We start from the raw sequence: 24,532 nt of genomic DNA, 5'->3' as shown, positions 1-24,532 counted from the left end.
CTCGTGGCACACGCAGCCATAGCGGCCCTTTGCATGCTATGATGTATGTACAAACGTCAATACAGGTGGCGCGTGCTGTTTGAATGGGACGAAATCAAAAATCAGATCAACATTCGCAAACACGGCATCGATTTTCAGGATGCTATCGACATGTTCAATCACCCGTTACTCACGGCGTTGGACCAGCGGGAAGACTACGGTGAAGACCGCTGGTTCGCGATGGGCTGGATCGCAAACATTGTGGGCGTCGTGGTGTATGTCGAACGAGTTGAAGACGTGGTCCGGATCATTTCGGCACGCAAGGCAACGCGGCACGAGGTCAAGTACTACAAGCAGCGTGTCTGGCATTGACGGGCACCGTGGCATTCAAGCATGAGCGGAGGTGAGATGATGGTCAAGGCATCGGGAACAGACTGGAAGCGGCTCGCCAAGACCGGCGACGCGCAAATCGATACGAGCGACGTGCCCGAACTGGGCGACGATTTTTTTCAACGCGCCGAGTTGCACGTTCCACCGAAACAGGCCGTGACAATGCGTCTGGATGCGGACGTGCTGAACTGGTTCAAGGAGCAGGGGCAGGGTTATCAGACGCGCATCAACAAACTGTTGCGCGCCTATATGCTGGCGCAGCAGCGGCGGCGTCCGTAAGCCGCACTTCGTTTATGCCCGGTGTCAGCGATGCCGCGCGCAGACGTCGGGCCTCAGCGCAGTGTGGTCATTAGAAACCGCCTTCGCGCAGTGCGCCGGTCACGTCCTCGACCACCGGTGTCCAATCTCCCAGCATCGGCTGCCGGAACAACCTCATCGCCGGATACCACGGTGAGTCGCTGCGTGCTTCGAGCCAGCGCCAGTCCGAATTGGCGGGCAACATCAACCACACCGGCTTGCCCAACGCGCCCGCCAGGTGCGCGACGCCGGTGTCCACGGCGATCACCAGATCGAGGTTCATGATCAACGCGGCCGTGTCTTCAAAGCTGTCAAGCTCGGCGGTGAAATCGTGGGCACGGAAAGCCGGCGGCGCGTCGGCCAGTTGCCCATGCGCAGGGCCTTTCTGCAGCGCGTACCAGGCAACGCTTTCTATGTCGCTGAGCGCACCTAGTTCGGCTAGCTGCATCGACCGGTAGCGGTCGTTGCCGAATGCGGGACTGCCCGCCCAGACCAGCCCCACCTTGCGCTTCGACTTGTCGGTCGTGCCGAGCCGTTTGCGCCATGCCTTGATCTTTGCGTTGTCGGCGAACAGGTAGGGCACCTCTGCGGGAATGTCAGCGAGACGATCCAAACCGATACACGACGGCACGCTCATCATCGGCACCCAGAAATCGTATTGGCCGTCGGGTTTGCCGCCGAATGCGCAATGCACGCCCGCGATGCGTTCGACCAAAGGCAGCAGCGGCTCGCGCACGCACAGGTCGACCGTCGCACCGCGCTGGGCGAGCACGCTCGCAAAGCGCAGGAACTGGAAATGGTCGCCGAAACCCTGCTCGCCGACCAGCAGCAGACGGCGCCCCTCAAGCGCCTCGCCACGCCATTCAGCGACGCCAGGCACCGCGATCGCATCATAGTCGCCCTTGCGCCAGCGCAGTGCGAATTCAGCCCAGCCCTGTCGATAGTCGCCGCGTTTGAGCAACAGCCACGCGAGATTCTGATGCGCGTCCGCGTAGTGCGGATCGAGTGCGAGCGCCCGGCGATAGAAGCCTTCCTCTTCGTCCAGCCGGCCTTGCGCACCGAGCGATCCACCCAGACACACGAGGTGCGTCGGAATCGGCTTGAGTGCGACTGCACGCCGGTAATGCGCTTCGGCGCCCGCGTAGTCGCCGAGCTTGCCGATCAGGCTGCCCAGATTGATGTGCGCCTCCGCGTAATTCGCGCGCAACGAAAGGGCTCGCTCGTAGCTGGCGATTGCCGCGCCGTGATCGCCTCGCGCTTTGTGCGCATTGCCCACGTTGAAGTGCGCTTCCGCCGACGTCGGATCGAGCGACAAGACCTCGCGATAGCACGCCAAGGCTTCGTCGAAACGCCCGAGTTTGCTGAGCGCCGTGCCGAGATTCAGGCGCGCGTCGAGCAGCGTGGGGTTCGACGCCAACGCCAATCGATACTGTTCGATCGCTTCATTGAAGTCACCTTGTGCTTGCAGTGCGACGCCGAAGTTGTTGTGCGCATCGGCGAAATCAGGCTGGAGTTGCAGCGCCTGGTCATAGCAGATCATCGCTTCGTCGAGGTGGCCGAGCGCTGCGGCCACGAGTCCGCGGTTGCTCCAGCAGGCGGCATCGTGACGGTCGAGTTTGAGTGCGCGGCTCATCAGGCTCGCGGCCGTGTCGTGATCGCCGCGCTGGAATTGCAGCACGCCGAAGTAGTGCAGCGCTCCCGTATGGGCGGGATCGAGCACGAGGGCTTCGCGGTAGAGGGATTCGGCGGCGTCGAGCCGGCCGGCTTGATGCGCTTCGAGCGCGGCGTCGATCAGTGAGGCAAGGTAGGCGGCGTGCGACGGTTCGGTGCGCGCGCGATCAGGCTGGGATCGATGTTCCATGGAAACCTGCGGGAGAGCGTCGGCGGCGCGCGCTGCGCGCACCGGCGCGTGTGGATGGGAGAGCGTCCAGCATCGTATGGTCGCCGCCCAATTCCCGACGATCGGACGCATCCTAATTCGGTCGCATCCGTGCGTTGCAGTGAATCCATTTCACCGACGTATCGCAGAGCGGTCCTGCGATACGTCGGCGTTTCTCGACATCAGCGATAAGAGTCCTACAAGAACATCAGGAAATTCAGCAGCAAGATATTCACGACCAGCAAGGTCAGCGCGGTGGGAATCTGCACCTTGATCACCGCGTTCTTATCCGGCAGCTCCAGCAGCGCGGCCGGCACCATGTTGAAGTTCGCGGCCATCGGCGTCATCAGCGTGCCGCAGTAGCCGGAGAACATGCCGATCGCGACCATCACCGCCGGGTTGCCGTGAAACACGCCCACCAGAATCGGCACGCCGACACCGCCCGTCATCACCGGGAACGCGGCGAAGCCGTTGCCCATCACCATGGTGAACAGCGCCATGCCGATGCAGTACACGGCCACCGCGATGAAGCGATAGTCGAGGCTGATGTACGCGGTGGTCACGTGCGCGACGGCCTTCCCGACGCCCGCGTCCGAGAACACGAGGCCGAGCATGCCGAGCATCTGCGGCAGCACGGCGGCCCACGACAGCGCGTCGACCAACCGGCGCGTTTCCTTCATCGACTGGCCGACGGTGTCGCGCGTCATCACGCAGGCAATCGCCAGCGCGATCACGCAGCCGAGGCCGAAGCCGATCAGCGTGACGTTGGCCTTCTCGATCAGCGGCATGCCGCCGAACACCAGATGGCTCGCCGACAGCGTGATGATCACGGTGACGACCGGAATCGTCAGCGCGGGCACGAACAGCTTGTTACGCAGACGCGCGGCGCTCGCCTTGCGTGCTTCGAGCGACAGCACCCGGGGCTTGCCCGCGGTGACGCCGCCGAAGCCCGCGATCAGCGCCATGACGATCACGAGCACGCCGACCACGGCGGGCGGCAGCTTGTCGCCGATCAGGAAGATCAGCGCGTAGAGAATCCAGAAACCGCCGGCGGTGAAGCGGCGCGGGTGATCCTTGTCCGTGACGATCATGCCGCCGACAACCAGCAGCACCACGCCCAGCAGCCAGAAAAGATAGGTGATCGTGAGCGTCATGCTTTGTCTCCTGCGGCCGATTGCGTCGACGTACCGGCTGCGTTGCTCGCCGTGGCATTGCCGCGCAGTTCACGCTCGAGCTTGCGGTCGAGCAGATAGAGGCGGAAGCCGTGAATGAGAAACGCGCAAATGGCGGTCGGAATGCCCCACACGGCCACGTGAATCGGTTCGACTATGATCCCTGCTTCCTTCAGGAAGGTGGTCATCAGCACGATCGCGCCGAACGCGACGAAGATGTCCTCGCCGAAGAAGAGGCCGACGTTGTCGGTTGCCGCGGAGAACGCGCGCAGTTTGAAACGCACCGCGTCGCTGATCTTGCCGAAGCGGGTTTCGGTGGCGCCTTCGGCCATCGGCGCGATCAGCGGACGTACCATTTGCGGATGGCCGCCGAGTCCGGTTAGGCCGACCGCGGCGGTCAGCTCGCGCACCAGCAGATAGACGATCAGAAGACGCCCGGCGGTCGCGGCCTTGATGCCGCCGATCCACGTTTGCGCGCGTTCACGCAGGCCGTGCCGTTCGAGCAAACCGATCACGGCAAGCGGCAGAAGAATGATCAGCGGGATATTGCGGGTCTTGATGAAGCCGGTGCCGATCTCGGCAAGAATCTTTTCAGGCGGGAAGTGCGCGGCCAGGCCGGTGATAATCGCGGCGACCGCCACGATCAGCATCGGATTGAACCGTAATAAAAAGCCGACGATGATGACGGCCACGCCAATGAGCGGCCATAGACTGACTGTTGTCTGCATCTGGATCTCCAAACAGGGTTTCAACCTCGCCGCTTGTGACGGCTAACGTGGGCCGGCGGCTGGTGGTCCAGACGCCGTCTTGTTGCCGCGGCTCTTGATGGCCGCGTTTGCTTCGAACTACACCTGCATCTACACCTGCGCCTGCTGATCGACTGCGGGTACTGCGATGCGCCCTGTACCTGGCAAACGCCCCGCATGAAGCGGGGCGTTGCAAGGCGCACGAGGTTTGAATCGCGCTGTCCGGCTCGCGCTTCTTACGCTTCGGCCGGCGCTTCAGGCGCGCGCGGCGCCGGCCGCGTGGACCTCGATGCCCGCGTCCTGCAGCGCGCCGCGGATGCGCCGTGCGAACGCCAGCGCATGCGGACCGTCGCCGTGCAGGCAGATGGTCTGTGCGTTCAGCGACACCCATTGACCGTCCACGGCCTGCACGCGTTGCTCGCGAATCATTGCGAGCGTGCGCGTCAGCACTTCGTCTTCGTCGTCGAGCAGCGCGCCCGGTTCTTTGCGCGGCACCAGCGAGCCGTCCGCGCGATAGCCGCGATCGGCAAAGACTTCTTCGACGGCGACGAGACCCGCGTTGCGCGCGGCCGTCACGAGTCCGCTATTGGCAAGCGCGAACACCGCCACCGATGGATCGAAATCGTGCACGGCCGAGACGATCGCGTCCGCGATCTTGTTGTCGCGCGCGGCCTGGTTGTAGAGCGCGCCGTGCGGCTTGACGTGCGCGATGCGCCCGCCCTCGGCCTGGGCAATCGCCGACAGCGCGCCGAGTTGGTAGAGCACGCCCGCGTAGATGTCGTTGGCCGGCAGATCCATTTCCTTGCGGCCGAAATTTTCCGGGTCGTTGAAACTCGGATGCGCGCCGATCGACACGCCTTTCTCCACCGCCCAACGCACGCAGTCGCGCATCGCGTTGGCGCCGCCCGCGTGCCAGCCGCAGGCGATGTTCGCCGAGCTGACCAGGTCGAGCAGTGCTTCGTCGGACCCGCAGCCTTCGCCAAGATCGGCGTTCAAATCGATTTCCATGGTGTTCCTCTACTTTTCAACAAAACGCCGGCCTGTCCCAGGTTTCCTGGGCCCCTCGGCGGCTGGCGCGAAGCGCCAGGTTGGAGACGCTCATCGTTCGTCGTTACAGTGCCGCGACGGCCGACTGCCGCGCGCAGCGTTCTTCATGCATTGCGATCGCGGCGTCGATCTGCCGCAAATACGTACGTTCTTCCAGCAAAGCCTGGCGCGCCTCGTAAGGCGTCGTCGGGATGAAGCGGACCGCGGCGTTCAGGCGCACTTGCGCGAGCTTCCACAGATCGGCCTGGATCACCACGCCGATCTTCGGATAGCCGCCGGTGGTTTGCGCGTCGCTCATCAACACGATCGGCTGGCCGTTCGGCGGCACCTGGATCGTGCCGGGCAGCACCGCGTGCGAAAGCAGATCGGCTTTGCGGGTGCGCTTGAGTTCGGTGCCCGCGAGGCGATAGCCCATGCGGTTGCTGTTCGGCGTGACGAGCCATTCATCGGACCAGAACGACTCGTGGGCTTCGTCGGTGAAGCTCTCGTATTCCGGGCCGCGCAGTACGCGAATCGGCACCGCCCACGGCACGCCTGACGGATGACGGCCACGCCGCAGCGGCTCATGGACCAGCACGAACTTGCACCAGGCGGGCGCCTTTACGCCGAATTCCGGCGCCTCGGGGGTAAAGCCGAGATGGCCGCGCTGCGGCGGCGCGCCGACCGGCAGGCGGTCGCCGTCGCGCAGCGCGCGGCCGCCGAGTCCGCCGAAATGGCCGGCCAGATCGGTGCTGCGCGAGCCGAGCATCGGCAGGACGTCGACGCCGCCCGCCACGCACACATAGCCGCGCATGCCGCGCCTCGCCGCGTTCAGCACCAGCTCCTGGCCGGCCTGCACCGGCAGGCTCCACCACGAATAGACCGGCTTGCCGTCGAGCGTCGCGCCGAATTCTGTGCCGGTGATAGCGACCCGCGTGGCGCGCAGAAAGCGCAGCACGGTCGGGCCGAAGGTGATTTCCAGACCGGCCGCATCGGGCCGGTTGCCGACCAGCCGGTTGCCCACTTCGAGCGACAGACGATCGAGCGCGCCCCCCATCGCGACACCGAGATGCCGGTAACCGTGACGGCCGAGATCCTGAATCGTGGTCAACAGACCCGCGCGAATCACATCGATCATGCGTGTATCCCCGCGATGGTGAAGCGCACCCGGTCGCCCGGCTGCAGCAGCGTGGGCGGCCGGCGCGCCGGATCGAACAGCGGCAGCTCGGTGCGGCCGATCAACTGCCAGCCGCCGGGCGACGTGGCCGGATATATCCCGGTCTGTTCGCCGCCGATGCCGACCGAGCCGGCCGGCACTTCGAGCCGTGGCGAAGCGCGGCGCGGCGTGTGCAGCGCGGCTTCGAGCCCGCCCATATAGGCAAAGCCCGGCTGGAAGCCGAGGAAGAACACGACGTACTCCCCCTGCGAATGACGTTCGACGACCTCGCGCACGCTCAAGCCCGTGTGATTGGCGACCGTTTGCAGATCGGGGCCGAACTCGCCGCCGTACTGCACCGGAATCTCGACTTCGCGGCCCGGCGCGGGCGCTTCGCTCACCGCATCCCAGGCCGCTTGAAGACGGCTCACCAGTGCGTCGCGGTCGGCCTCGAGCGGATCGAACACGAGCGTCAGGTTGTTCATGCCCGGCACCACTTCCAGCACATGCGGCCAGTCGCGCGCGGCCTCGGCGGCCGCCCACACGCGCCGCTGGCATTCCAGCGTGGCCGGCGGCGGCGCTTCGCAGACTAGCGCGGCATCGCCGAGCGGAAAGATTCTAGGTTGGCTCATGGCTTAAGGGCCCCGGTCGAGTCGGATGAATCGGGCACAGCACGCCCTTGATCGGTTATCGGCATCGGGCAGGCGACGGTTGAAGCGTACATTATCAATAAAATATCAACAATTTATCAATAAGCGTTTGTGCCAGGCTCCCTGGGATCGGACGCGCGTCGTACACTCCCGACACCTTCCCAATCTGTTGCCGAGAATCGTCACCATGTCGCGCCATCCCACCAAGATCGTCTCCTCGGAACATCTCGTATCCGAGACCAGCGCGGAACTGTCCGAACTCGAGTACGCGCTCATCATGGCGGGCAATGCATTCAACCGATGGATGGTGCGCTGCATGTCGGCGGCAGGCGACAAGGACATGACCGCCATCGAGGTCTCGCTGCTGCACCACGTCAGCCATCGCGAGCGCCGCAAGAAGCTGGCGGACATCTGCTTCGTGCTGAACATCGAGGACACGCACGTCGCCACCTACGCTTTGAAGAAGCTCGTAGCTAGAGGGTATGTAAAAAGCGAAAAGACCGGCAAGGAAGTGTTCTTCTCGGCGACCGATGCGGGCCGCGCGCTCTGTCTGAAATATCGCGAGGTGCGCGAGAGCTGTCTGATTTCGACGCTGAAGGAAAGCGGCCTGACCAACGAGCAGATCGGCGAAGCGGCGCAACTGATGCGCAACGCCTCGGGTCTTTACGACACGGCCGCGCGGGCGGCGGCGTCCTTATAACGCAGGGGTGTCTGTTTGCCGCAGCGCGGCGCTTGCCAGATGCTCAGTCCGCTGGGCGCGGATAGAGCGCGGCCTCGGTGACGATAAGGTCAAGCGGAATGTCGTGGACTTCGTGTAGAAACGCCTGCGTGCGGCATGCTTCATACGCGATGCCGACCGTGATCGGTTTGGTCTCACCGGGCCACGCTGCCAGCGTGCGATCGTAATAGCCGCCGCCGTAGCCGAGCCGGTAGCCGTGCGAATCGAAGCCCACGCACGGCACGAACAGCAGTTGCGGAATCACGATGCGCCCGGACGTGGGCTCGCCGATGTTGTGGTGGCCGATCCTCATCGGCGTGGTGGGGGTCCATGCGTGAAATTCGAGCGGGGCGCTACGTTCATTGACGACCGGCAGACTCGCCTCGCGTTGCTCACTGGCCGCGAGCCAGACCGAGATCGCGGCGCGCGCGTCGAACTCGCCGGCGAGCGGCCAGTAGAATCCCACGCTATGCACGCCGTACTGCTTCAAGGCATCGAGCAGGTGCCGGGCGAGCGCGGTATTGTGCGCCGGCTCGGAAGCGGCTTGCAGCCTTGCTTCCAATAGCATTTTCCGCAGCGCCTTTTTCGATTCCGCGGCAGGGTTGCATGCTATGCTTGGGTTCAATTCGCGCTCCAGAAACAACGATGTCAAAACGCCTTTACCGAGTATATCGCGCGGCCGGTCTGGCGCTTGCCGCTGCGGCACTCGTCGCGTGCAGCACGGCTTCCGCCGTCAAGCCCCTTCCCCTTTCGCAACTCACGAACGACGACCAGATCTTCGTGCAACTGCGCGAAGCCGCCCGCAGTAATGACGCAGGGCGCGCCGCGCAACTGGCCGCCATGATCCCGAGCTACCCGGCGCCTGCGTATCTGGAGTACTTCCAGATCAAACCGCAGTTGTTCGATTCGAGCGGCCACGCGCGGATCGACGCGCCGGACGCGCCGGTGCTGTCGTTCCTGCAGAAGTACGACGGCCAGGCGATCGCCGACCGCATGCGCAACGACTACCTCACGGTGCTCGGCGCGCGGCACGACTGGCGCAACTTCGATCAGCAATACGCCCGCTTCGTGCTGAACGACGACACGCAGGTGAAGTGCTACGCGCTCGAATCGCGGGCCTCGCGCGGCGAAAACGTCGCCGACGCGGCGCGCGCGCTGCTGGTCGATCCGAAGTGGTACGGCGACGGCTGCGTCGATCTGATCACCTCGCTGTCCATCAACCAGCAGTTCAGTTCCGCCGACGTGTGGCAGCAGATCCGCCTCGCCTACGAACAGAACTACACCAACACGGGCGCGAAACTCGTCGACGCGCTCAGCAACCAGCCGCCCGATCCGGTGCTGTTCAATCAGGCCACCAACACGCCGCCGTTGCTGCTGGCGCGCGGCGTCGGCCCGGATACGCAGTCGCATCAACTCGCGCTGCTGGCCATTACGCGCATGGCGCGCAACGATCCGGCCATGGCCGCTGCCACGTTTGCGTCGGTGGCGCCGTCGCTCAGTTCGCCGGAGCGCGCCATCGGCTGGGGCACGATTGCCTATCAGGCGGCCGCCAAGCAGATGCCGAGCGCGGTGGACTGGTATCGCCTGTCGGTGAATGCGCCGCTGTCGAACCCGGCCTATGAATGGCGCACCCGCACCGCCTTGCTCGCGGGCGACTGGACGATGGTGCGCTGGTCGATTGAACAGATGCCCGCTGCGCTGCGCAATCAGCCGTCGTGGGTCTACTGGCATGCCCGTGCGCTCAAGCAGGCTGGCGACACGACCACGGCCAACCAGGAATTCGAGTCGATCTCGCAGGGCTACAACTTCTACGGTCAACTGGCGGCGGAAGAGTTGGGCCAAAAAATCACGGTTCCGCCGAAAACCACGGTGAGCGACGCCGAAGTGCAGCAGGCCGGCAATACGCCCGGTTTCGATCTGGCGCAGCGTTTCTACGCGCTGAATCTGCGGCTCGAAGGTAATCGCGAATGGAACTGGCCGCTGCGCACCATGAGCGACCGGCAACTGATCGCAGCCGCCGAATACGCGCGTCGTATCGAACTGTATGACCGCACCGTCAACACGGCAGACCGCACGAAGAGCGAGCACGATTTCTCGCTGCGCTATCTGTCGCCGTTCAAGGATATCGTCGAGCGTGATTCGCAGTCGAATGGGCTGGACGTGGAATGGGCCTATGGCCTGATCCGCCAGGAGTCGCGCTTCATCATGAACGCGCGCTCGGAAGTCGGCGCGAGCGGTTTGATGCAGTTGATGCCGGGCACCGCGCAACTGGTCGCGAAGAAGATCGGCCTCGGTCCGATCTCGCGCGAACAGATGAACGACATCAACACCAACATCCTGCTGGGCACGAACTATCTGTCGATGATCTACAATCAGTTTGATGGATCGGCCGTGCTGGCCACCGCGGGCTATAACGCCGGCCCCGGCCGTCCGCGCAACTGGCGGCAGTCCTTGCAGCATCCGGTGGAAGGCGCGATCTTCGCCGAGGCGATTCCGTTCCAGGAAACGCGCGACTACGTTAAGAATGTGTTGTCCAACACGGTCTACTACGCGGCATTGTTCGAAGGCCGTCCGCAATCGCTGAAGGCGCGTCTGGGTTATATCGCTCCGTAAAGCGCCGTGCCGCCGCCGCTTCATTCAGAGGCGGCGGCGCGCCACGCCAGCCGTTGCCGCGGCTTCCACCAGGGAGTCGAAAATGCGACATAAAGCCATTGCGATCATCGGCGGCTCGGGTTTTATCGGCAGCCATCTCGTCAACGCCCTCGTCGAAATGGGCAAAGACGTGCGCATCGCCACCCGGCGGCGTTACAACGCGCGCCATCTCACCCTCTTGCCAATCGACGTGATCGAAGCGGACGTGTTCGATCCGGTTCAGCTTGCGCGCTTCGTCGAAGGCGCCGATTGCGTGATCAACCTCGTGGCCACGCTGCACGGCAAACGCGGCACGCCGTACGGGCCGGAGTTCGCGCGGATGCATGTGGAATTGCCGACCAAAATCGTGGCCGCGTGCGAAGGCAAGGGCGTGCACCGGCTGCTTCATGTCAGCGCGCTTGGCGCCGACTCGAACGGCCCGAGTATGTACACCCGCTCGAAGGGCGACGGCGAGAAGGCCGTGCACGCGGCGAATCTGGCGTGGACGATTTTCCGGCCCTCCGTGGTGTTCGGCCCGGAGGATCAATTCCTCAACAAGTTCGCCGTTCTGCAACGGATGTTTCCGGTGATTCCGCTTGCCATGCCGGATGCGAAATTCCAGCCGGTCTATGTCGGCGATGTGGCGAAAGCGATCGTCAACGTGCTCGATCTCGATGCCGCCGGCGGCCGAACGTACGAACTTGGCGGCCCGACCGTTTACTCGCTCGAAGATCTGGTCAAGTATTGCGGCGATGTGATCGGCAAGCATGCACGCATCATCCGCTTGCCGGAGGCGCTCGCGCGCCTGCAGGCGCTGACCTTCGAAATGGCGCCCGGCGAACCGGTGATCTCGCGCGACAATCTCGATTCGATGAAAGTCGACAACGTGTTGAGCGGACCGCTTGCGCCCGAACTCGGCATTGAGCCGGCCAGCATCGAAGCGATCGCGCCGATCTATCTGACCGGCACGTCGACGCGTTCACGCTTCGACACATTCCGCGCCAGCGCGGGACGTTAAATTTTCTCCCATTCCTTATACAAAGCATGAAGCTGCTTATTGGTGATAAGAACTACTCGTCGTGGTCGATGCGGCCGTGGCTGCTATTCAAACACTTCGGCATTCCGTTCGAGGAAGTGTTGATCCATCTGAATCAGCCGGACACCAACGCGAAAGTGCTCGCGCTTGCGCCGTCGGGTCCGGGCAAGATCCCGTGCATGGTCAACGACGACGGTTCGGCCACGTGGGATTCGCTGGCGATCGCCGAAACGCTGGCTGAGCGCTTTCCTCAACACGCGCTGTGGCCGCGCGACGCGGCGGCACGCAGCCGCGCGCGCAGCGTGAGCGCGGAAATGCATTCGGGCTTCGGGGATTTGCGCTCGAACATGTGGATGAACATTCGCGCATCGTTCCCTGGCAAGAACGCGACGCCGGGCGCACTCGCCGATATCGCGCGTATCGAGGCGATCTGGCGCGACTGTCTCGACACTTACGGCGGCCCGTTTTTATTCGGCGAGTTCAGCATTGCCGACGCAATGTACGCGCCGGTCGTGATGCGCTTCAACACGTGGCGGCCGGCGTTGTCGGAGGTCTCCAAAGCTTATATGCGACGCGTGACTGAGCTGCCGGCGGTAAGAGCGTGGATCGAAGATTCGCTGAATGAAACGCACGCGATTCCATACCAAGACGTATGCCCATGAACATCTACGCAGTAGGCGGCGCGATCCGCGACGAGTTGCTGGGCGTACCGGTGCAGGACCGTGATTATGTCGTGGTCGGTGCGACGCCGGAGCAGATGGTGGCGCAGGGGTACCGTCCGGTGGGCAAGGATTTTCCGGTCTTCCTGCATCCGCAGACGCACGAGGAGTACGCGCTCGCCCGCACGGAGCGCAAGACGGCGGCCGGCTATCACGGCTTCCAGTTCTTCTATGCGCCGGACGTCACGCTCGAAGAGGACCTGGCGCGCCGCGATCTGACCATCAACGCCATGGCGCGCGAGGTGCGTCCGGACGGCGAGCTGACCGGCCCGGTGATCGATCCGTTCAACGGCCAGGGCGACTTGCAGGCGCGCGTGTTTCGTCACGTCAGCGATGCGTTTCTCGAAGACCCTGTGCGGATTTTGCGGGTCGCGCGGTTTGCAGCACGCTTTGTGGATTTCACCGTCGCGCCGGAGACGCTGACGCTCATGCGCAAGATGGTGGCCGACGGCGAAGTCGATGCGCTGGTGGCCGAGCGCGTGTGGCAGGAAGTATCGCGCGGCTTGATGGAGAAGAAGCCGTCGCGCATGTTCGAGGTGCTGCGCGAGTGTGGGGCGTTGGCGCGGATTCTGCCCGAGATTGACGCGCTGTTTGGCGTGCCGCAGCGTGCCGATTATCACCCTGAGGTGGACACGGGTGTGCACGTGATGATGGTGGTCGATCATGCCGCGCAGCAGGGTTATGCCTTGCCGGTTCGATTTGCTGCGCTGGCGCATGATCTCGGCAAGGCGACCACACCTGAAGACGTGTTGCCGCGGCATATTGGCCACGAGGGGCGCAGCGTGGATCTGTTGAAGCCGTTATGCGAGCGGTTGCGGGTGCCGAACGATTGCCGCGATCTTGCGGTGCTGGTTGCGCGTGAGCATGGCAATATTCATCGCGTGATGGAGATGGGCGCTGCCGCGCTGGTGAGATTGTTGGAGCGTAGTGATGCGATTCGGAAACCTGCGCGGTTTGCTGAAGCGTTGCAGGCGTGTGAGGCGGATGCTCGCGGGCGGCTTGGGTTTGAGATGCGGGAGTATCCGCAGGCTGAGCGGTTGAGGGTGGCTCTTGTCGCTGCGCGTGGCGTCGATGCTGGTGCTGTGGCTAAGCGGCTTGCTGATGCGCCTGCTGGGATTAAGGATGCTGTGCATCAGGAGCGGGTGCGGGCGGTGGAGTCAGCTATCGCGTGAGGGTTGGGTCTGCTCGGCGGTTTTTTTGTTCTTGGGGTGTTGGCCTTTCCTTGAATTTTTAGTGGTCTATTAGCGTTGCCCCTGTGCGGGGCGGCACCTACTTCTCTTTGCCGCCGCAAAGAGAAGTAGGCGAGAGAAAGCGGCTCAAACCGCTAATTCTTAAGCGGGTCCCCCGCGCAGCCGCGGTAGTGGTGCATCTGGAATCGGTGTTCTCGCGCATTCCGCATTTGGTGACAAGGCGCTCATTCTTCCGGCGGCGCTACGCGCGCCGTCGCGGTCGTTCTTCAACGAATCGCTTCGTTTTTTTCTGGTTTCTGCTGCGTCGTAGTACTTCATTCGTGGGCGTGGCTGGGAAATTTCAGAAATCGGGCCGGTGCGCGGCTTTTAGCTCGTGCGGGTGATCACTCGTGAAGCAAGACGTTTAAACTCAACTTGCCGTCGTTCAAGGACGGTCAGGTTTGACAGCCTGCACCCAAACCCGCACGCTTGCCCGAGCAAGTATGTGCGTCTGTTTCTGCACGTCCATTTCCAATGGGCGGGCCGTGATAGGGAGACCTTTTGGGTCTGCTGGTTTGGTTTGGGCCAGTCTGTCAACCTTGTCACTGTGCCCGCTCACCACCGCGTAATCGCATGTGTGGGCGATCGAATACGTTTCAGGGAGATCGCGCCATGAGTAAATCTGCCAAGCATTCACGCACCACGTCGCGCCCACCCGTTGATGCACTTCAATACGAGAAACTCGCCCTCCGCTTTCAGACTGGTTGAGCAGTAGCGAAGCCTACTGGACAAGCTGGTGACACTTGTGGCATCGATAGTTAGGAGTCCGGCTGTGACACGAGAAGAAAGACACCACCAGCGGAAGCTGATGGAACTGCTGTTGGACACCGTCGAGGACTACCAACAGGAGGTTGAGAATGACCGCGAGTTATACCAGGTCATCGCACTCGACGCGAAGGGAATTCCACAGAGCCGCATCACGGCGCGCCACGCAGCGGACCTTCTGGCAAAGGCTACGCGGACAGCGGCGGATAGCCAAGAGCGTAACGGCGCAGCGAGGGGGACGCGGAACAAGCAGATGCAATTCAACACGATCTCGCGTCGGACAGTGACGGCACACTGACGGCGAGCCGCGAGCCGCGAGCCGCGAGCCGCGAGCCGCGAGCCGCGAGCCGCGAGCCGCGAGCCGCGAGCCGCGGCATCGCACCGCGGCCATGAAGAAAGGCGCATGCGCCTTTCGGCTTCCGAGGGTTACTGCCGCACGACGCGAAGCGCGAGCCGCGGCGACCGCGAATGTACTAGCGTTGACTTTGTCCCACGCAATTCCCGCTGAAAGAACCAAAAGCCTTTAGCAGCACTTCGCCGAGACGAATCCGACGACTCCCACCGCGCACAGATAAACCCAAGGACTCGTTAGCTCCCACTCCGCACTGCGTGCGTCGCGGATGGGTATGCTTGGGAAACCTAAGGTTTGACGAGTGCAGCGAATCAAGCAGCGGCAGCAAAAGCATTGTGGGCGCTGATGAATTCGAACGTATCGGGTGGCGTTAAGAATGACGCTTCGGCGCGCGTAGCGCCGCCGGATGTATGACTGCTTTGTCACGCACGCCGAATGTGCGAGAACACGGATTCCAGATGCACCACTACCGTGGCTGCGCGGGGGACCCACTTAAGAATTAGCGGTTTGAGCCGCTTTCTCTTGCTTACTTCTCTTTGCGGCCGGCAAAGAGAAGTAAGTGCCGCCCCGCACAGGGGCAACGCTAATAGACCACAAGCAAATCAAGGAAAGGCCAAAAACCCCCACTCACAAGAGCCTCACAACAATCGACAACACCATAGAAAGCACCAACGTCGACATAAACGGAAACGGGTACTCCCGCCCAAAAATCCGCAAAGTGACATCGCCAGGCAAACGCCCAATCCCAATCTTCCTAAGCCACGGCCAGCAAGACGACAGCACCGCCACGGCAATAAACGTAGTCAACAGCCAGCGAATCATGGCCAGCTCCTGAAGCAAAAATTCACAACGTATGCGACCGGTCGCCACTGGAAAACGCTTGCAGCGTGTCATCCAGTCCGCGCGAAAACGCGATCACCTTGAACAGTTCACCCATCTCCGCCTCCGACAACAACTTCTGCACCGCATTCGCCGCAGGCAAATACCTCGCCGTGTCCGCAGGATCGATTTCAGATAATACGTCGGTAATCCCGGCATTCAGCAGAAACCGCGCTTGCGACGTAAACCCCAGCAAATCCGCCCCCGTCTCGACGCCCGCTTCGGCGATGCCGGTAAATTCCACATGCGCCGTGATGTCCTGCAAACCCGGATAGAGGAACGGATCGCCATGCGCGCGGTGCCGGTAGTGACACATCAACGTGCCCTGCGCACGCTGCGCGTGGTAATACTCGTGACGCGGAAAACCATAGTCGATGAAAAAGGCCGCGCCGCGCGCAAGCATCGTGCAGATGGTCCGCGTAAATGCGCTCGCGGCTTCGTGCGTTTCGGTCACGTAGTCTTCGCCGGCGATTTCGATTTCAGACAGCAGCGCGAGGTCCGCAGCGGCGGACACAGGCCGGTCCTCGAATTCGAACGCCTCGTTGCGCCACACCACGCCGCGCTCGAGCCACGCCCCACCGTTGAACGCGAACAGCCGCACCGGCATCGCGTCCAACACCTCGTTGCCGATCACGACGCCCTCGAATCGCTCCGGCAAAGCATCCAGCCAGCGCACTTTGGCAGCGAGCGTAGGCGCAGCGGCTTCGATCGTCTCCCGCTGGCGTTCGCGAAGCTCGCCCGACAGATCCACGATCGAGTAGCTGTCGAATTCCGCGCTCAATGCGTCGAGCGCGTTCAGCACGCCTGCGGCGAGTTTGCCCGTGCCGGCGCCGAATTCCATCACGTCGCGCGTGCCGCTCGCTTGCAAGGCCTCGGCAACCGGGCGCGCCAGTGTGGCGGCGAACAGCGGCGACAGTTCCGGTGCGGTAACGAAGTCGCTGCCGTCGTCGCCGCGCAGCCCGAATTTGCGGGCGCCGCCGCTGTAATAGCCGAGTCCCGGCGCGTATAGCGCACGTTCCATGTAGCGGTCGAACGGCAACCAGCCGCCGGCGGCGTCGATCTCCGCACGGATCTGCGCGACCAGCGCTTCGGACTGCGCAAGCGCGCTCGGGCCGGGAGCAGGTAAACTATCGGGTTGGTGAGCTTTCGGATTCATCCCCGCATTGTAAATGACCGCCTCTCTGGACACCGCCGCCCCCCGCGCGCCCGAAACGCCGCGCGTCGTGCTGATTACCGGCGCCGCCCGCCGTATCGGGCGGGCGCTCGCGCTCGGCTTTGCCGCGCGTGGCTGGGACGTGGCCGTCCATTACGGCGCCTCGCGCGAGGAAGCCGACGAACTGGTCGATGAAATCACCGCCCTGGGCCGCCGGGCCGTCGCCTTGCAGGCCGAATTGGGCGATGAAGCGCAAGTCGAGCGGCTTTTACCGGCTTGTATCGACGCTTTGGGCCGGCCGTCGTGTATCGTCAACAACGCGTCGCGCTTCGAGGAAGACACGGCGCAGACCGTCGGTTACGAGCTGCTGCTGAAGTTGACCGCGATGAACGTCGGCGCGCCGCTGGTGCTGGCGCGCCAGCTGTTCGAGGCGACGCCGGAAGCCGCGCGCACCGACGAAAGCCTGCGCAGCGTCGTCATCAACGTGCTGGATCAGAAGCTGTACAACATGAACCCGGACTATCTGTCTTACACGCTGACCAAGGCGGCGTTGCAGACAGCCACGGTCGCGCTGGCGCAGGCGTTGGCGCCGAAAGTGCGGGTGGTCGGGCTCGCGCCCGGTCTGACGATGCAATCCGGCGATCAAACGCCGCAAGGTTTTGAAGCCGCTCACCGTACTACGCCCTTGGGCCGCGCGTCGCGGGCCGAGGACATTGTCGCCGCCGCGCTGTATCTCGCGGATGCAGCGGGCGTCACCGGAACGACGCTGGTGGTCGACGGCGGGCAGCACCTCGTGCCCCTGCCGCGCGACGTTATGTTTTTGACGGGCGCCTGAAGCGCGCGCGGCCGGCCGTAATACGGCGACCGCCGCGCCGTGAAACGCCCCTTTGCGTGCTCCGCACGCTTTTTTCGACTGGAACGAACATGTTTGCCGCTCTTTCGCATCCCCGGCTCGCCGATTGCCGCCGGCTCTTTCTGCGCAATTACGAAGTGCACATCAACATCGGCGTGCACGACTTCGAAAAGCGCGGCGAACAGCGCGTCGTGATCAACGTCGAACTGTACGTGCCGCTCGCGCTGTCCACGCCGGTTCAGGACAAGCTGAACGAAGTCGTCGACTACGACTTCATGCGCTCCACCATCTCACGCCGCGTCGAGCAAGGTCACATCCACTTGCAGGAAACGCTTTGCGACGACCTCGTCAAGACCATGCTGGAGCATCCGCAAGTGCGGGCCGCGCGCGTGTCGACGGAAAAGCCGGACGTTTATCCTGATTGCGACGCGGTGGGCGTCGAAGTCTTCCGTATCAAAGAGGATTGAGCCATGAATGCTCCGGAAATCCTGAACGGCGCCGCGACCGCCTCGACTACTTCGACTGCTGATGCCACCGAGGCCACGCAAGCGGCCGCGCGGACCAAAACGCCGCTCACGCGTCGTGAGCAGAAGGAAGCGTACGAGAACAACAAGCTTTTCAAGCGGCTTGCGCGCCAGGTCGGCGAGGCAATCGTCGACTTCAACATGATCGAGAACGGCGACAAGGTCATGGTGTGCCTGTCGGGCGGCAAGGACAGCTACGCGATGCTCGAAATCCTGATGCGGCTGCGCGAGCGCGCGCCGATCAATTTCGACATCGTCGCGGTGAACCTCGACCAGAAGCAGCCGGGCTTTCCCGAGCACGTACTGCCCGAATACCTGAAGCAGCTCGACATTCCGTTTCACATCGAGAATCAGGATACGTACAGCATCGTCAAGCGGCTGGTGCCGGAAGGCAAGACCACCTGCTCGCTGTGCTCGCGGCTGCGGCGCGGCATTCTTTACCGCGTGGCCGGCGAACTCGGCGCGACCAAGATCGCACTCGGCCATCATCGCGACGACATTCTGCAAACGCTGCTGCTGAACATGTTCTACGGCGGCAAGCTGAAGGGCATGCCGCCCAAACTGCAATCGGACGACGGCAAGAACATCGTGATCCGCCCGCTCGCCTACGTGAAGGAAGCCGATCTGGAGAAGTACGCCGAGCTGCGTGAATTCCCGATCATTCCGTGCAACCTGTGCGGCAGCCAGCCGAATCTGAAGCGCGCGGAAATGAAAGCGCTGATCCGCGATTGGGAGAAGCGCTTCCCGGGCCGCATCGAAAATATGTTCAACGCACTGTCGAACATCGTGCCCTCGCATTTAATGGATCACAAGCTGTTCCCGTTCGCGGGTCTGCATGCGACCGGCGAGGCCGATCCGCAAGGCGATATCGCGTTCGACGAGGAGCCGTGTTCGACCGATGCCGGCGACGGAGCAATGCCCGGCGCAACTAAGTCGATTTCCATCGTCCAGTTCGACGATCTTTGACGAAAAACGCCCGTGGTATGGGCGTTTCCGCACATTGCAGTACGCATCGAGGCCGCCACAGCGGCCTTTTTCGCTAGAGGGTGCGTGTTAGAATCGACGCCTCCAAACTCGTCTATTTGCCGTGCCATGAACATTGTGATTTTGGCGGCAGGCACCGGCAAGCGCATGCGGTCCGCGCTTCCCAAGGTGCTTCATCCCCTGGCTGGCCAGCCGCTCCTCGCTCACGTCATCGACACGGCTCGCACGCTCAAGCCCACGCATCTCGTGGTGGTGATCGGCCACGGCGCAGAAGCCGTGCGCAAAGCGGTTGCCGCGCCGGACGTACAGTTCGCCGTGCAGGAACAGCAGCTCGGCACGGGGCACGCGGTGCAGCAGGCGTTGCCGCTGCTCGATCCATCCGCGCCCACGCTGGTGCTTTACGGCGACGTGCCGCTCACTCGCGCCGGCACGCTGCAGGCGCTGACCGAGCGCGCGGGGCAGGGCGGCTACGGCGTGCTCACCGTCACGCTCGCGGACCCGAGCGGCTACGGCCGCATCGTGCGCGATGCGCAAGGCAAAGTGGCGCGCATCGTCGAGCAGAAAGACGCGACGCCCGAGCAGTTGGAGATCGCCGAGATCAACACCGGCATCATCGTCGCGCCGACCGAGCGTCTGGGCGGCTGGCTCGCCGCGCTGAAGAACGACAATGCGCAAGGCGAGTTCTATCTGACCGACGCGGTCGAAATGGCGATCGAAGCCGGACTCGAAGTCGTGACCACGCAGCCGGAAGACGAGTGGGAAACGCTCGGCGTGAACAGCAAGCAGCAGCTTGCCGAGCTGGAGCGGATTCATCAGCACAACGTGGCGGATGCGCTGCTGGTCGCGGGCGTGACGCTCGCCGATCCGGCGCGTCTGGATGTGCGCGGCACGCTCGAATGCGGCCGCGATGTTTCGATCGACGTGAACTGCGTGTTCGAAGGCCGCGTGACGCTGGCTGACAACGTCACCATCGGACCAAACTGCGTGATCCGCAATGCGAATATCGGCGCCGGTACGCGCGTCGACGCATTCACGCATATCGAAGGCGCCGAAGTCGGCGCGAATGCCGTGCTCGGACCGTATGCGCGCTTGCGCCCCGGCGCTTCGCTGCACGACGAGTCGCATGTCGGCAACTTCGTCGAGGTGAAGAACGCGGTGCTCGGCCGCGGTTCCAAAGCGAATCACCTCACGTATATCGGCGACGCGGATATCGGCGCGCGCGTGAATATCGGCGCGGGCACCATCACGTGCAACTACGACGGCGCGAACAAATTCCGCACGATCATCGAAGACGACGTGTTCGTCGGTTCGGATACGCAACTGGTTGCGCCGGTGCGCGTGAAGCGCGGCGCGACGATCGCGGCGGGCACCACGGTCTGGAAAGACGTTGAAGCCGACGCGCTGGTTCTGAATGACAAGACGCAAACGAGCAAAACGGGCTACGTGCGTCCGACCAAAAAGAAGAGCTGATAGGCGTGAGGCGCGTAACAAACGCGCTCATTGAATTCCAGCACTTAGAGCACTGAAAAGGAATGAGCCATGTGTGGCATTGTCGGCGCGGTAGCGCAACGTAACATCGTTCCCGTCCTGATCGAAGGACTGCGTCGCCTCGAATATCGCGGCTACGATTCGTGCGGCGTGGCCGTGCTCGGCAAGGACGGCCCACGCCGCGCGCGCAGCGTGGCGCGCGTGGCCGACCTCGACGAGCAGGTGCGCGAGAGCCACCTCGAAGGCATCACGGGTATCGCCCATACGCGTTGGGCGACGCACGGCGCGCCGGTCACGGACAACGCACACCCGATTTTCTCGAAAGATACATTGGCGTTGGTACACAACGGCATCATCGAGAACTACGAATCGCTGCGTGAAATGCTGCGCGGCAAGGGCTACACTTTTGTCTCGCAGACCGACACAGAGGTTATCGCGCATCTGATTCACAGCCTGTATCGCGGCGATCTGTTCGCGGCGGTGCGTGAAGCCGTCGGGCAATTGCACGGGGCGTATGCGATCGCCGTATTGCATAAGGACCAGCCGCATACGGTGGTCGGTGCGCGGCAAGGTTCGCCGCTGGTGGTCGGGCTCGGCGAGGGCGAGAACTTCCTCGCCTCCGACGCGTTGGCGCTCGCGGGCAGCACGGAACGGTTCATCTTCCTCGAAGAAGGCGACGTTTGCGAACTGTCGCTCGATGGCGTGCGCATCGCCGATCGCGACGGCAATGAAGCGCAGCGCGAAGTGCGTCAGGTAGCGGCGTATGGCGGCGCGGTCGAACTCGGCCCGTATCGCCACTTCATGCAGAAGGAAATTTTCGAGCAGCCGCGCGCGATCACCGACACGATTCCGCAAGCGGATTCGTTCGACGCATCGCTGTTCGGCGAGGGCGCGGGCAAGGTGTTCGCGGAGATCGACAGCCTGCTGATCCTCGCGTGCGGCACGAGCTACTACTCGGGGCTGACCGCGAAGTACTGGCTCGAATCGATTGCGAAGATTCCGACTCAGGTGGAAATTGCCAGCGAGTATCGCTACCGTGAGTCGGTGGCGAATCCGAAGCAACTGGTGGTCGTGATCTCCCAGTCGGGCGAAACGGCGGATACGCTCGCGGCGCTCAAGCATGCGCAGGCGCTCGGTCATAAACATACGCTGGCGGTCTGCAACGTCGGTACGAGCGCGATGGTGCGTCAGACGGAGTTCTCGTTCCTGACGCACGCGGGCCGCGAGATCGGGGTGGCGTCGACCAAGGCGTTCACCACGCAACTGGTTGCGCTATTCGTGCTGGCGGCGACGCTGGGCAAGATGCGCGGTCGTGTGAGTGAAGAGCAGGAAGCGGAATACCTGAAGCAACTGCGCCACTTGCCGGCGGCATTGAATAGCGTGCTGGCGCTGGAGCCGCAGATCATCGCGTGGTCGGAAGAGTTTTCGCGCAAGGAACATGCGCTGTTCCTCGGGCGCGGCCTGCACTATCCGATCGCACTCGAAGGCGCGCTGAAGCTCAAGGAGATTTCATATATTCACGCCGAGGCTTATCCGGCTGGCGAGTTGAAGCATGGGCCGCTCGCGCTCGTGACGGAAGCGATGCCGGTGGTCACGGTGGCGCCGAACGACGCGCTGCTGGAAAAGCTGAAGTCGAATATCCAGGAAGTGCGCGCGCGCGGCGGTGAGCTGTATGTGTTCGCGGATGCGGATACGAAGATCGTCAATGACGAAGGTCTGCATGTGATCCGGATGCCGGAGCACTATGGTTTGTTGTCGCCGATTCTGCATGTGGTGCCGCTCCAGTTGCTGGCGTATCACACGGCGTGTGCGCGGGGCACGGATGTGGACAAGCCGCGGAATCTGGCGAAGTCCGTGACGGTGGAGTAATTGCCGGGCTGGGTCGTTTGACGGTTGTTAGTGTGTAATCGAAGCGCCTCTACCTCGCAGGTAGAGGCGCTTCGCGTTATACGGCGTCTTATTCGTTGCCGGCGGCCCTTGAGCACGCGGGTATAAGGTCAATCGCTCAACGAGCCCGACTTAGGTCCTTCTGCCGTCAATTTGAGCCGGCACGACGATGAATCCGCCGAGCTCATCGCCATACGTCACGACTTTGCCTTCTTGCAGGAAATGAGCGGCCAACGCGCATAGCGCCGCATCCACTTCGTCGATAGACCTCAGCGAAGCTGCTTCAATTCCCGCATCTTTCAGAACCTCACGGCGTTGCGTTCGTTTTTTCTTTGCAGAAGCGACCTCAGTCTTGAGAAGCGCGCTGGTAATGGCGTGGGGAAACGTCTCAAAGCAGACTCGGCCGTTGGCTTCGCATCGATTGGTGAACAGAGGAAAATGCGGTGCGAATGCCTGATAAACACGCTCGCCGTTGAACATCCACTCGTAAAACCCGCTCTCACTAGCCATGGCCAGTTCACGAGTCGGCGTGGCAAATGAAAAGATTCGTTGCCGGGCAAGTTGTTTCTCGGCTTGCCTGCCGGCTTCACCAATTCGCCACAAACAGGGCGCATCAACACCTACCGCGGCCACCTCGAATTCAAGGCACTTTTCGAGCATGTAAGCGGGCGGCTCCTTGCTGATGTTGCACACAATCTCGGTGCCACGAAGAATGACGAGGTGATTCCCTTTCCGGTCTCCACCGATATCGATTCCAGCTACGACTCGTTCCGACTTCATCGTGCAATTGCTCCTGAATTGAATCCCAGCGTCGGCGCGCGATGTTCTCCCTGCGGCTATCGTTACTGGTGCGATGCTATTTCACTCAGTATCTTTTACTGCATTGGAGGTGATTGAGCTGAGCCTGAACGGCCGTGTGAACTTTGGCCGCGACCAAGCTGCCAAACGGAATATGGCGACTCGGATAAATGGGTATGGCAAGCGTACTGCTGGTAGACGATGACGAGGAGGCATTGGCCGCATGGAGCGCCATTTGTGCCGCTGATGGCTTTGAAGTAAGGAGCGCGAGCGACGGCCGGGCGGCCTTGGCTATGTTCATTGAAGCCCCAGTCGATATAGTGGTCGCGGATTGGCGGATGCCAGTCATGTCGGGTAGCGAGTTCTGCCATCGGTTGCGAACACTTCCTGGACTAGCCGACTTCGCTTTCATTCTGGTTTCGGGAGAGCCTAGTCCGCCTGCTTTCGTCAGCTACGACGGGTTCCTTCGTAAGCCGGTAGATGGGCCAATTTTATTAGCCACGATGCATCGGCTGCTGGCTGAGCATGTGACGCATCGGCAACGGCAGCGATAGGTCGCTATTCCCTCACCAGTTCCACCGCCGCCGCCGAAACAAATTCCGCGCGCACGCTATCGCCGACTTTCAACCCATCCAGCGAAATACCCTTCGCGGCCCTGAGCACTTGCTGATGCTTCGGGCCGCGCAGCGTCACCATGCGGCTCTTGCGATCGATCTTCATCACGGTGGCGACCACCTTCACGCTATGCGCCGACGACGCGTAGCCCGCCGACGCCGGAATTGCCGCGGTCGTCTCCACGCGCTCGCGCACCCCTTTTGTCGCGAGCTTGTCGATGTTCAACAGTAGCGCCTGCTGATAAGCAACGTTGAGCTTGTCGCCGACCTTGAGCCGGCTGACATCGGCCAGAGAAGGATTGACGTCGACATCGGCGAGATTGCCGCGTGGACCGCGCAGCGTGACGCTATTCGTGGCGGTATTGATGGCGACGACGCGAACCTGTGCGTGAATCACCTCGGCGCTTGCGAGTGCCTGTTGTCCGGCGGGTGCACTGGCGTCCTGCGCGAAGCTGGATTGAGAGAGCATGGCGGCGAGCACGCTCACGAGGTAGGCCGCACGCCGCACGACGGCGGCTGATGAACCGACTTTGCGCGCACAGATCATTTGCTGCTCCCGAAGTGATCACCACCGACGATGAAACTCGAGCGATCAACGCAACACCGG

24 protein-coding genes and 1 pseudogene are annotated in these 24,532 nt (G+C 62.7%); 14 read left to right on the top strand and 11 right to left on the bottom strand.

The features are described from left to right. The first annotated feature begins 45 nt into the window (after positions 1 to 45). Positions 46 to 351, top strand: coding sequence for a BrnT family toxin (locus PQR54_RS00325; RefSeq protein WP_408243607.1), 306 nt, complete (start codon positions 46 to 48; stop codon positions 349 to 351). Between the two features lie 36 nt (positions 352 to 387). Continuing rightward, entirely contained in the window at positions 388 to 648 is a 261-nt protein-coding gene (locus PQR54_RS00320) for a BrnA antitoxin family protein (protein ID WP_374956879.1), read from the top strand. Positions 649 to 718: 70 nt separating this feature from the next. Here PQR54_RS00320 and PQR54_RS00315 read toward each other — a convergent pair whose 3' ends face one another. The 6 genes from PQR54_RS00315 to pxpB all read right to left on the bottom strand — a co-directional run bounded on the left by PQR54_RS00315 (position 719) and on the right by pxpB (position 7,277). Further along, the gene (locus tag PQR54_RS00315) at positions 719 to 2,527 is read right to left on the bottom strand and encodes a tetratricopeptide repeat protein (protein ID WP_408243606.1); all 1,809 of its coding nucleotides are present in this window, start codon (positions 2,525 to 2,527) and stop codon (positions 719 to 721) included. 215 nt (positions 2,528 to 2,742) lie between these two features. Continuing rightward, positions 2,743 to 3,699, bottom strand: a complete 957-nt coding sequence (locus tag PQR54_RS00310; RefSeq protein WP_408243605.1) for a DUF979 domain-containing protein — start codon at positions 3,697 to 3,699, stop codon at positions 2,743 to 2,745. Continuing rightward, positions 3,696 to 4,445, bottom strand: coding sequence for a DUF969 domain-containing protein (locus PQR54_RS00305; protein ID WP_106303451.1), 750 nt, complete (start codon positions 4,443 to 4,445; stop codon positions 3,696 to 3,698). Before PQR54_RS00305 ends, PQR54_RS00310 begins: the two co-directional genes overlap by 4 nt. A 273-nt stretch (positions 4,446 to 4,718) precedes the next feature. Continuing rightward, on the bottom strand, positions 4,719 to 5,471 hold the full coding sequence (gene pxpA / locus PQR54_RS00300) for a 5-oxoprolinase subunit PxpA (protein ID WP_106284846.1): 753 nt from the start codon (positions 5,469 to 5,471) through the stop codon (positions 4,719 to 4,721). A 103-nt stretch (positions 5,472 to 5,574) separates the two neighbouring features. Then, complete coding sequence (locus tag PQR54_RS00295) at positions 5,575 to 6,627, bottom strand: 5-oxoprolinase subunit C family protein (protein ID WP_408243604.1); 1,053 nt, start codon at positions 6,625 to 6,627, stop codon at positions 5,575 to 5,577. Next, positions 6,624 to 7,277 (bottom strand): 5-oxoprolinase subunit PxpB, encoded by a 654-nt coding sequence (gene pxpB / locus PQR54_RS00290; RefSeq protein WP_408243603.1) that lies wholly within the window; start codon positions 7,275 to 7,277, stop codon positions 6,624 to 6,626. Before pxpB ends, PQR54_RS00295 begins: the two co-directional genes overlap by 4 nt. 205 nt (positions 7,278 to 7,482) lie before the next feature. On the opposite strand from pxpB, the gene PQR54_RS00285 reads away from it, so the two are divergent. Continuing rightward, positions 7,483 to 7,995, top strand: coding sequence for a winged helix DNA-binding protein (locus PQR54_RS00285; protein WP_408243602.1), 513 nt, complete (start codon positions 7,483 to 7,485; stop codon positions 7,993 to 7,995). A 43-nt stretch (positions 7,996 to 8,038) separates the two neighbouring features. Here PQR54_RS00285 and PQR54_RS00280 read toward each other — a convergent pair whose 3' ends face one another. Next, on the bottom strand, positions 8,039 to 8,581 hold the full coding sequence (locus tag PQR54_RS00280; RefSeq protein ID WP_408243601.1) for a 5-formyltetrahydrofolate cyclo-ligase: 543 nt from the start codon (positions 8,579 to 8,581) through the stop codon (positions 8,039 to 8,041). A 77-nt stretch (positions 8,582 to 8,658) separates the two neighbouring features. Here PQR54_RS00280 and PQR54_RS00275 point away from each other — a divergent pair, with 77 nt between their 5' ends. From PQR54_RS00275 to PQR54_RS00255, 5 genes and pseudogenes are all read left to right on the top strand, one after another. Next, on the top strand, positions 8,659 to 10,626 hold the full coding sequence (locus tag PQR54_RS00275; RefSeq protein ID WP_408243600.1) for a lytic transglycosylase domain-containing protein: 1,968 nt from the start codon (positions 8,659 to 8,661) through the stop codon (positions 10,624 to 10,626). 82 nt (positions 10,627 to 10,708) lie between these two features. Continuing rightward, a complete protein-coding gene (locus PQR54_RS00270; protein ID WP_408243599.1) occupies positions 10,709 to 11,662 on the top strand; it encodes a complex I NDUFA9 subunit family protein in 954 nt (317 codons plus the stop codon). A gap of 26 nt (positions 11,663 to 11,688) precedes the next feature. Then, positions 11,689 to 12,342, top strand: coding sequence for a glutathione S-transferase family protein (locus PQR54_RS00265; protein WP_408243598.1), 654 nt, complete (start codon positions 11,689 to 11,691; stop codon positions 12,340 to 12,342). Then, positions 12,339 to 13,571 (top strand): multifunctional CCA addition/repair protein, encoded by a 1,233-nt coding sequence (locus PQR54_RS00260; protein WP_408243597.1) that lies wholly within the window; start codon positions 12,339 to 12,341, stop codon positions 13,569 to 13,571. Before PQR54_RS00265 ends, PQR54_RS00260 begins: the two co-directional genes overlap by 4 nt. 669 nt (positions 13,572 to 14,240) lie before the next feature. After that, a pseudogene (locus PQR54_RS00255) lies at positions 14,241 to 14,691 on the top strand (hypothetical protein). Positions 14,692 to 15,372: 681 nt separating this feature from the next. Here PQR54_RS00255 and PQR54_RS00250 read toward each other — a convergent pair. Together PQR54_RS00250 and PQR54_RS00245 are read right to left on the bottom strand one after the other, a co-directional pair. Beyond that, positions 15,373 to 15,567, bottom strand: a complete 195-nt coding sequence (locus PQR54_RS00250; RefSeq protein ID WP_408243596.1) for a DUF2905 domain-containing protein — start codon at positions 15,565 to 15,567, stop codon at positions 15,373 to 15,375. A 22-nt stretch (positions 15,568 to 15,589) separates the two neighbouring features. Beyond that, complete coding sequence (locus PQR54_RS00245; RefSeq protein ID WP_408243595.1) at positions 15,590 to 16,780, bottom strand: class I SAM-dependent methyltransferase; 1,191 nt, start codon at positions 16,778 to 16,780, stop codon at positions 15,590 to 15,592. A gap of 13 nt (positions 16,781 to 16,793) precedes the next feature. On the opposite strand from PQR54_RS00245, the gene PQR54_RS00240 reads away from it, so the two are divergent. From PQR54_RS00240 to glmS, 5 genes are all read left to right on the top strand, one after another. Then, positions 16,794 to 17,612 (top strand): SDR family oxidoreductase, encoded by an 819-nt coding sequence (locus PQR54_RS00240; protein ID WP_408243594.1) that lies wholly within the window; start codon positions 16,794 to 16,796, stop codon positions 17,610 to 17,612. 89 nt (positions 17,613 to 17,701) lie between these two features. Further along, the gene (locus PQR54_RS00235) at positions 17,702 to 18,097 is read left to right on the top strand and encodes a dihydroneopterin aldolase (protein WP_408243593.1); all 396 of its coding nucleotides are present in this window, start codon (positions 17,702 to 17,704) and stop codon (positions 18,095 to 18,097) included. A 3-nt stretch (positions 18,098 to 18,100) separates the two neighbouring features. Beyond that, positions 18,101 to 19,120: a tRNA 2-thiocytidine(32) synthetase TtcA gene (gene ttcA, locus PQR54_RS00230; RefSeq protein WP_408243592.1), complete on the top strand. Its 1,020-nt coding sequence runs from the start codon at positions 18,101 to 18,103 to the stop codon at positions 19,118 to 19,120. Between the two features lie 126 nt (positions 19,121 to 19,246). Next, a complete protein-coding gene (glmU, locus tag PQR54_RS00225) occupies positions 19,247 to 20,608 on the top strand; it encodes a bifunctional UDP-N-acetylglucosamine diphosphorylase/glucosamine-1-phosphate N-acetyltransferase GlmU (protein ID WP_408243591.1) in 1,362 nt (453 codons plus the stop codon). Between the two features lie 69 nt (positions 20,609 to 20,677). Next, entirely contained in the window at positions 20,678 to 22,495 is a 1,818-nt protein-coding gene (gene glmS / locus PQR54_RS00220) for a glutamine--fructose-6-phosphate transaminase (isomerizing) (protein ID WP_408243590.1), read from the top strand. Between the two features lie 150 nt (positions 22,496 to 22,645). On the opposite strand, the gene PQR54_RS00215 is transcribed toward glmS, so the two are convergent. Continuing rightward, positions 22,646 to 23,293 (bottom strand): DUF429 domain-containing protein, encoded by a 648-nt coding sequence (locus PQR54_RS00215; RefSeq protein ID WP_408243589.1) that lies wholly within the window; start codon positions 23,291 to 23,293, stop codon positions 22,646 to 22,648. 194 nt (positions 23,294 to 23,487) lie between these two features. On the opposite strand from PQR54_RS00215, the gene PQR54_RS00210 reads away from it, so the two are divergent. After that, positions 23,488 to 23,865, top strand: coding sequence for a response regulator (locus PQR54_RS00210; protein WP_408243588.1), 378 nt, complete (start codon positions 23,488 to 23,490; stop codon positions 23,863 to 23,865). 4 nt (positions 23,866 to 23,869) lie between these two features. On the opposite strand, the gene PQR54_RS00205 is transcribed toward PQR54_RS00210, so the two are convergent. Beyond that, positions 23,870 to 24,472: a hypothetical protein gene (locus PQR54_RS00205; RefSeq protein WP_408243587.1), complete on the bottom strand. Its 603-nt coding sequence runs from the start codon at positions 24,470 to 24,472 to the stop codon at positions 23,870 to 23,872. Positions 24,473 to 24,532 lie beyond the last annotated feature (60 nt).

Origin of the sequence: Paraburkholderia phytofirmans (assembly GCF_046028095.1) — a bacterium.
Lineage (GTDB): Bacteria > Pseudomonadota > Gammaproteobacteria > Burkholderiales > Burkholderiaceae > Paraburkholderia > Paraburkholderia phytofirmans_A.
Note: the sequence above shows the minus strand (reverse complement) of the source record. Positions and strands in the feature narration are given on the sequence as shown.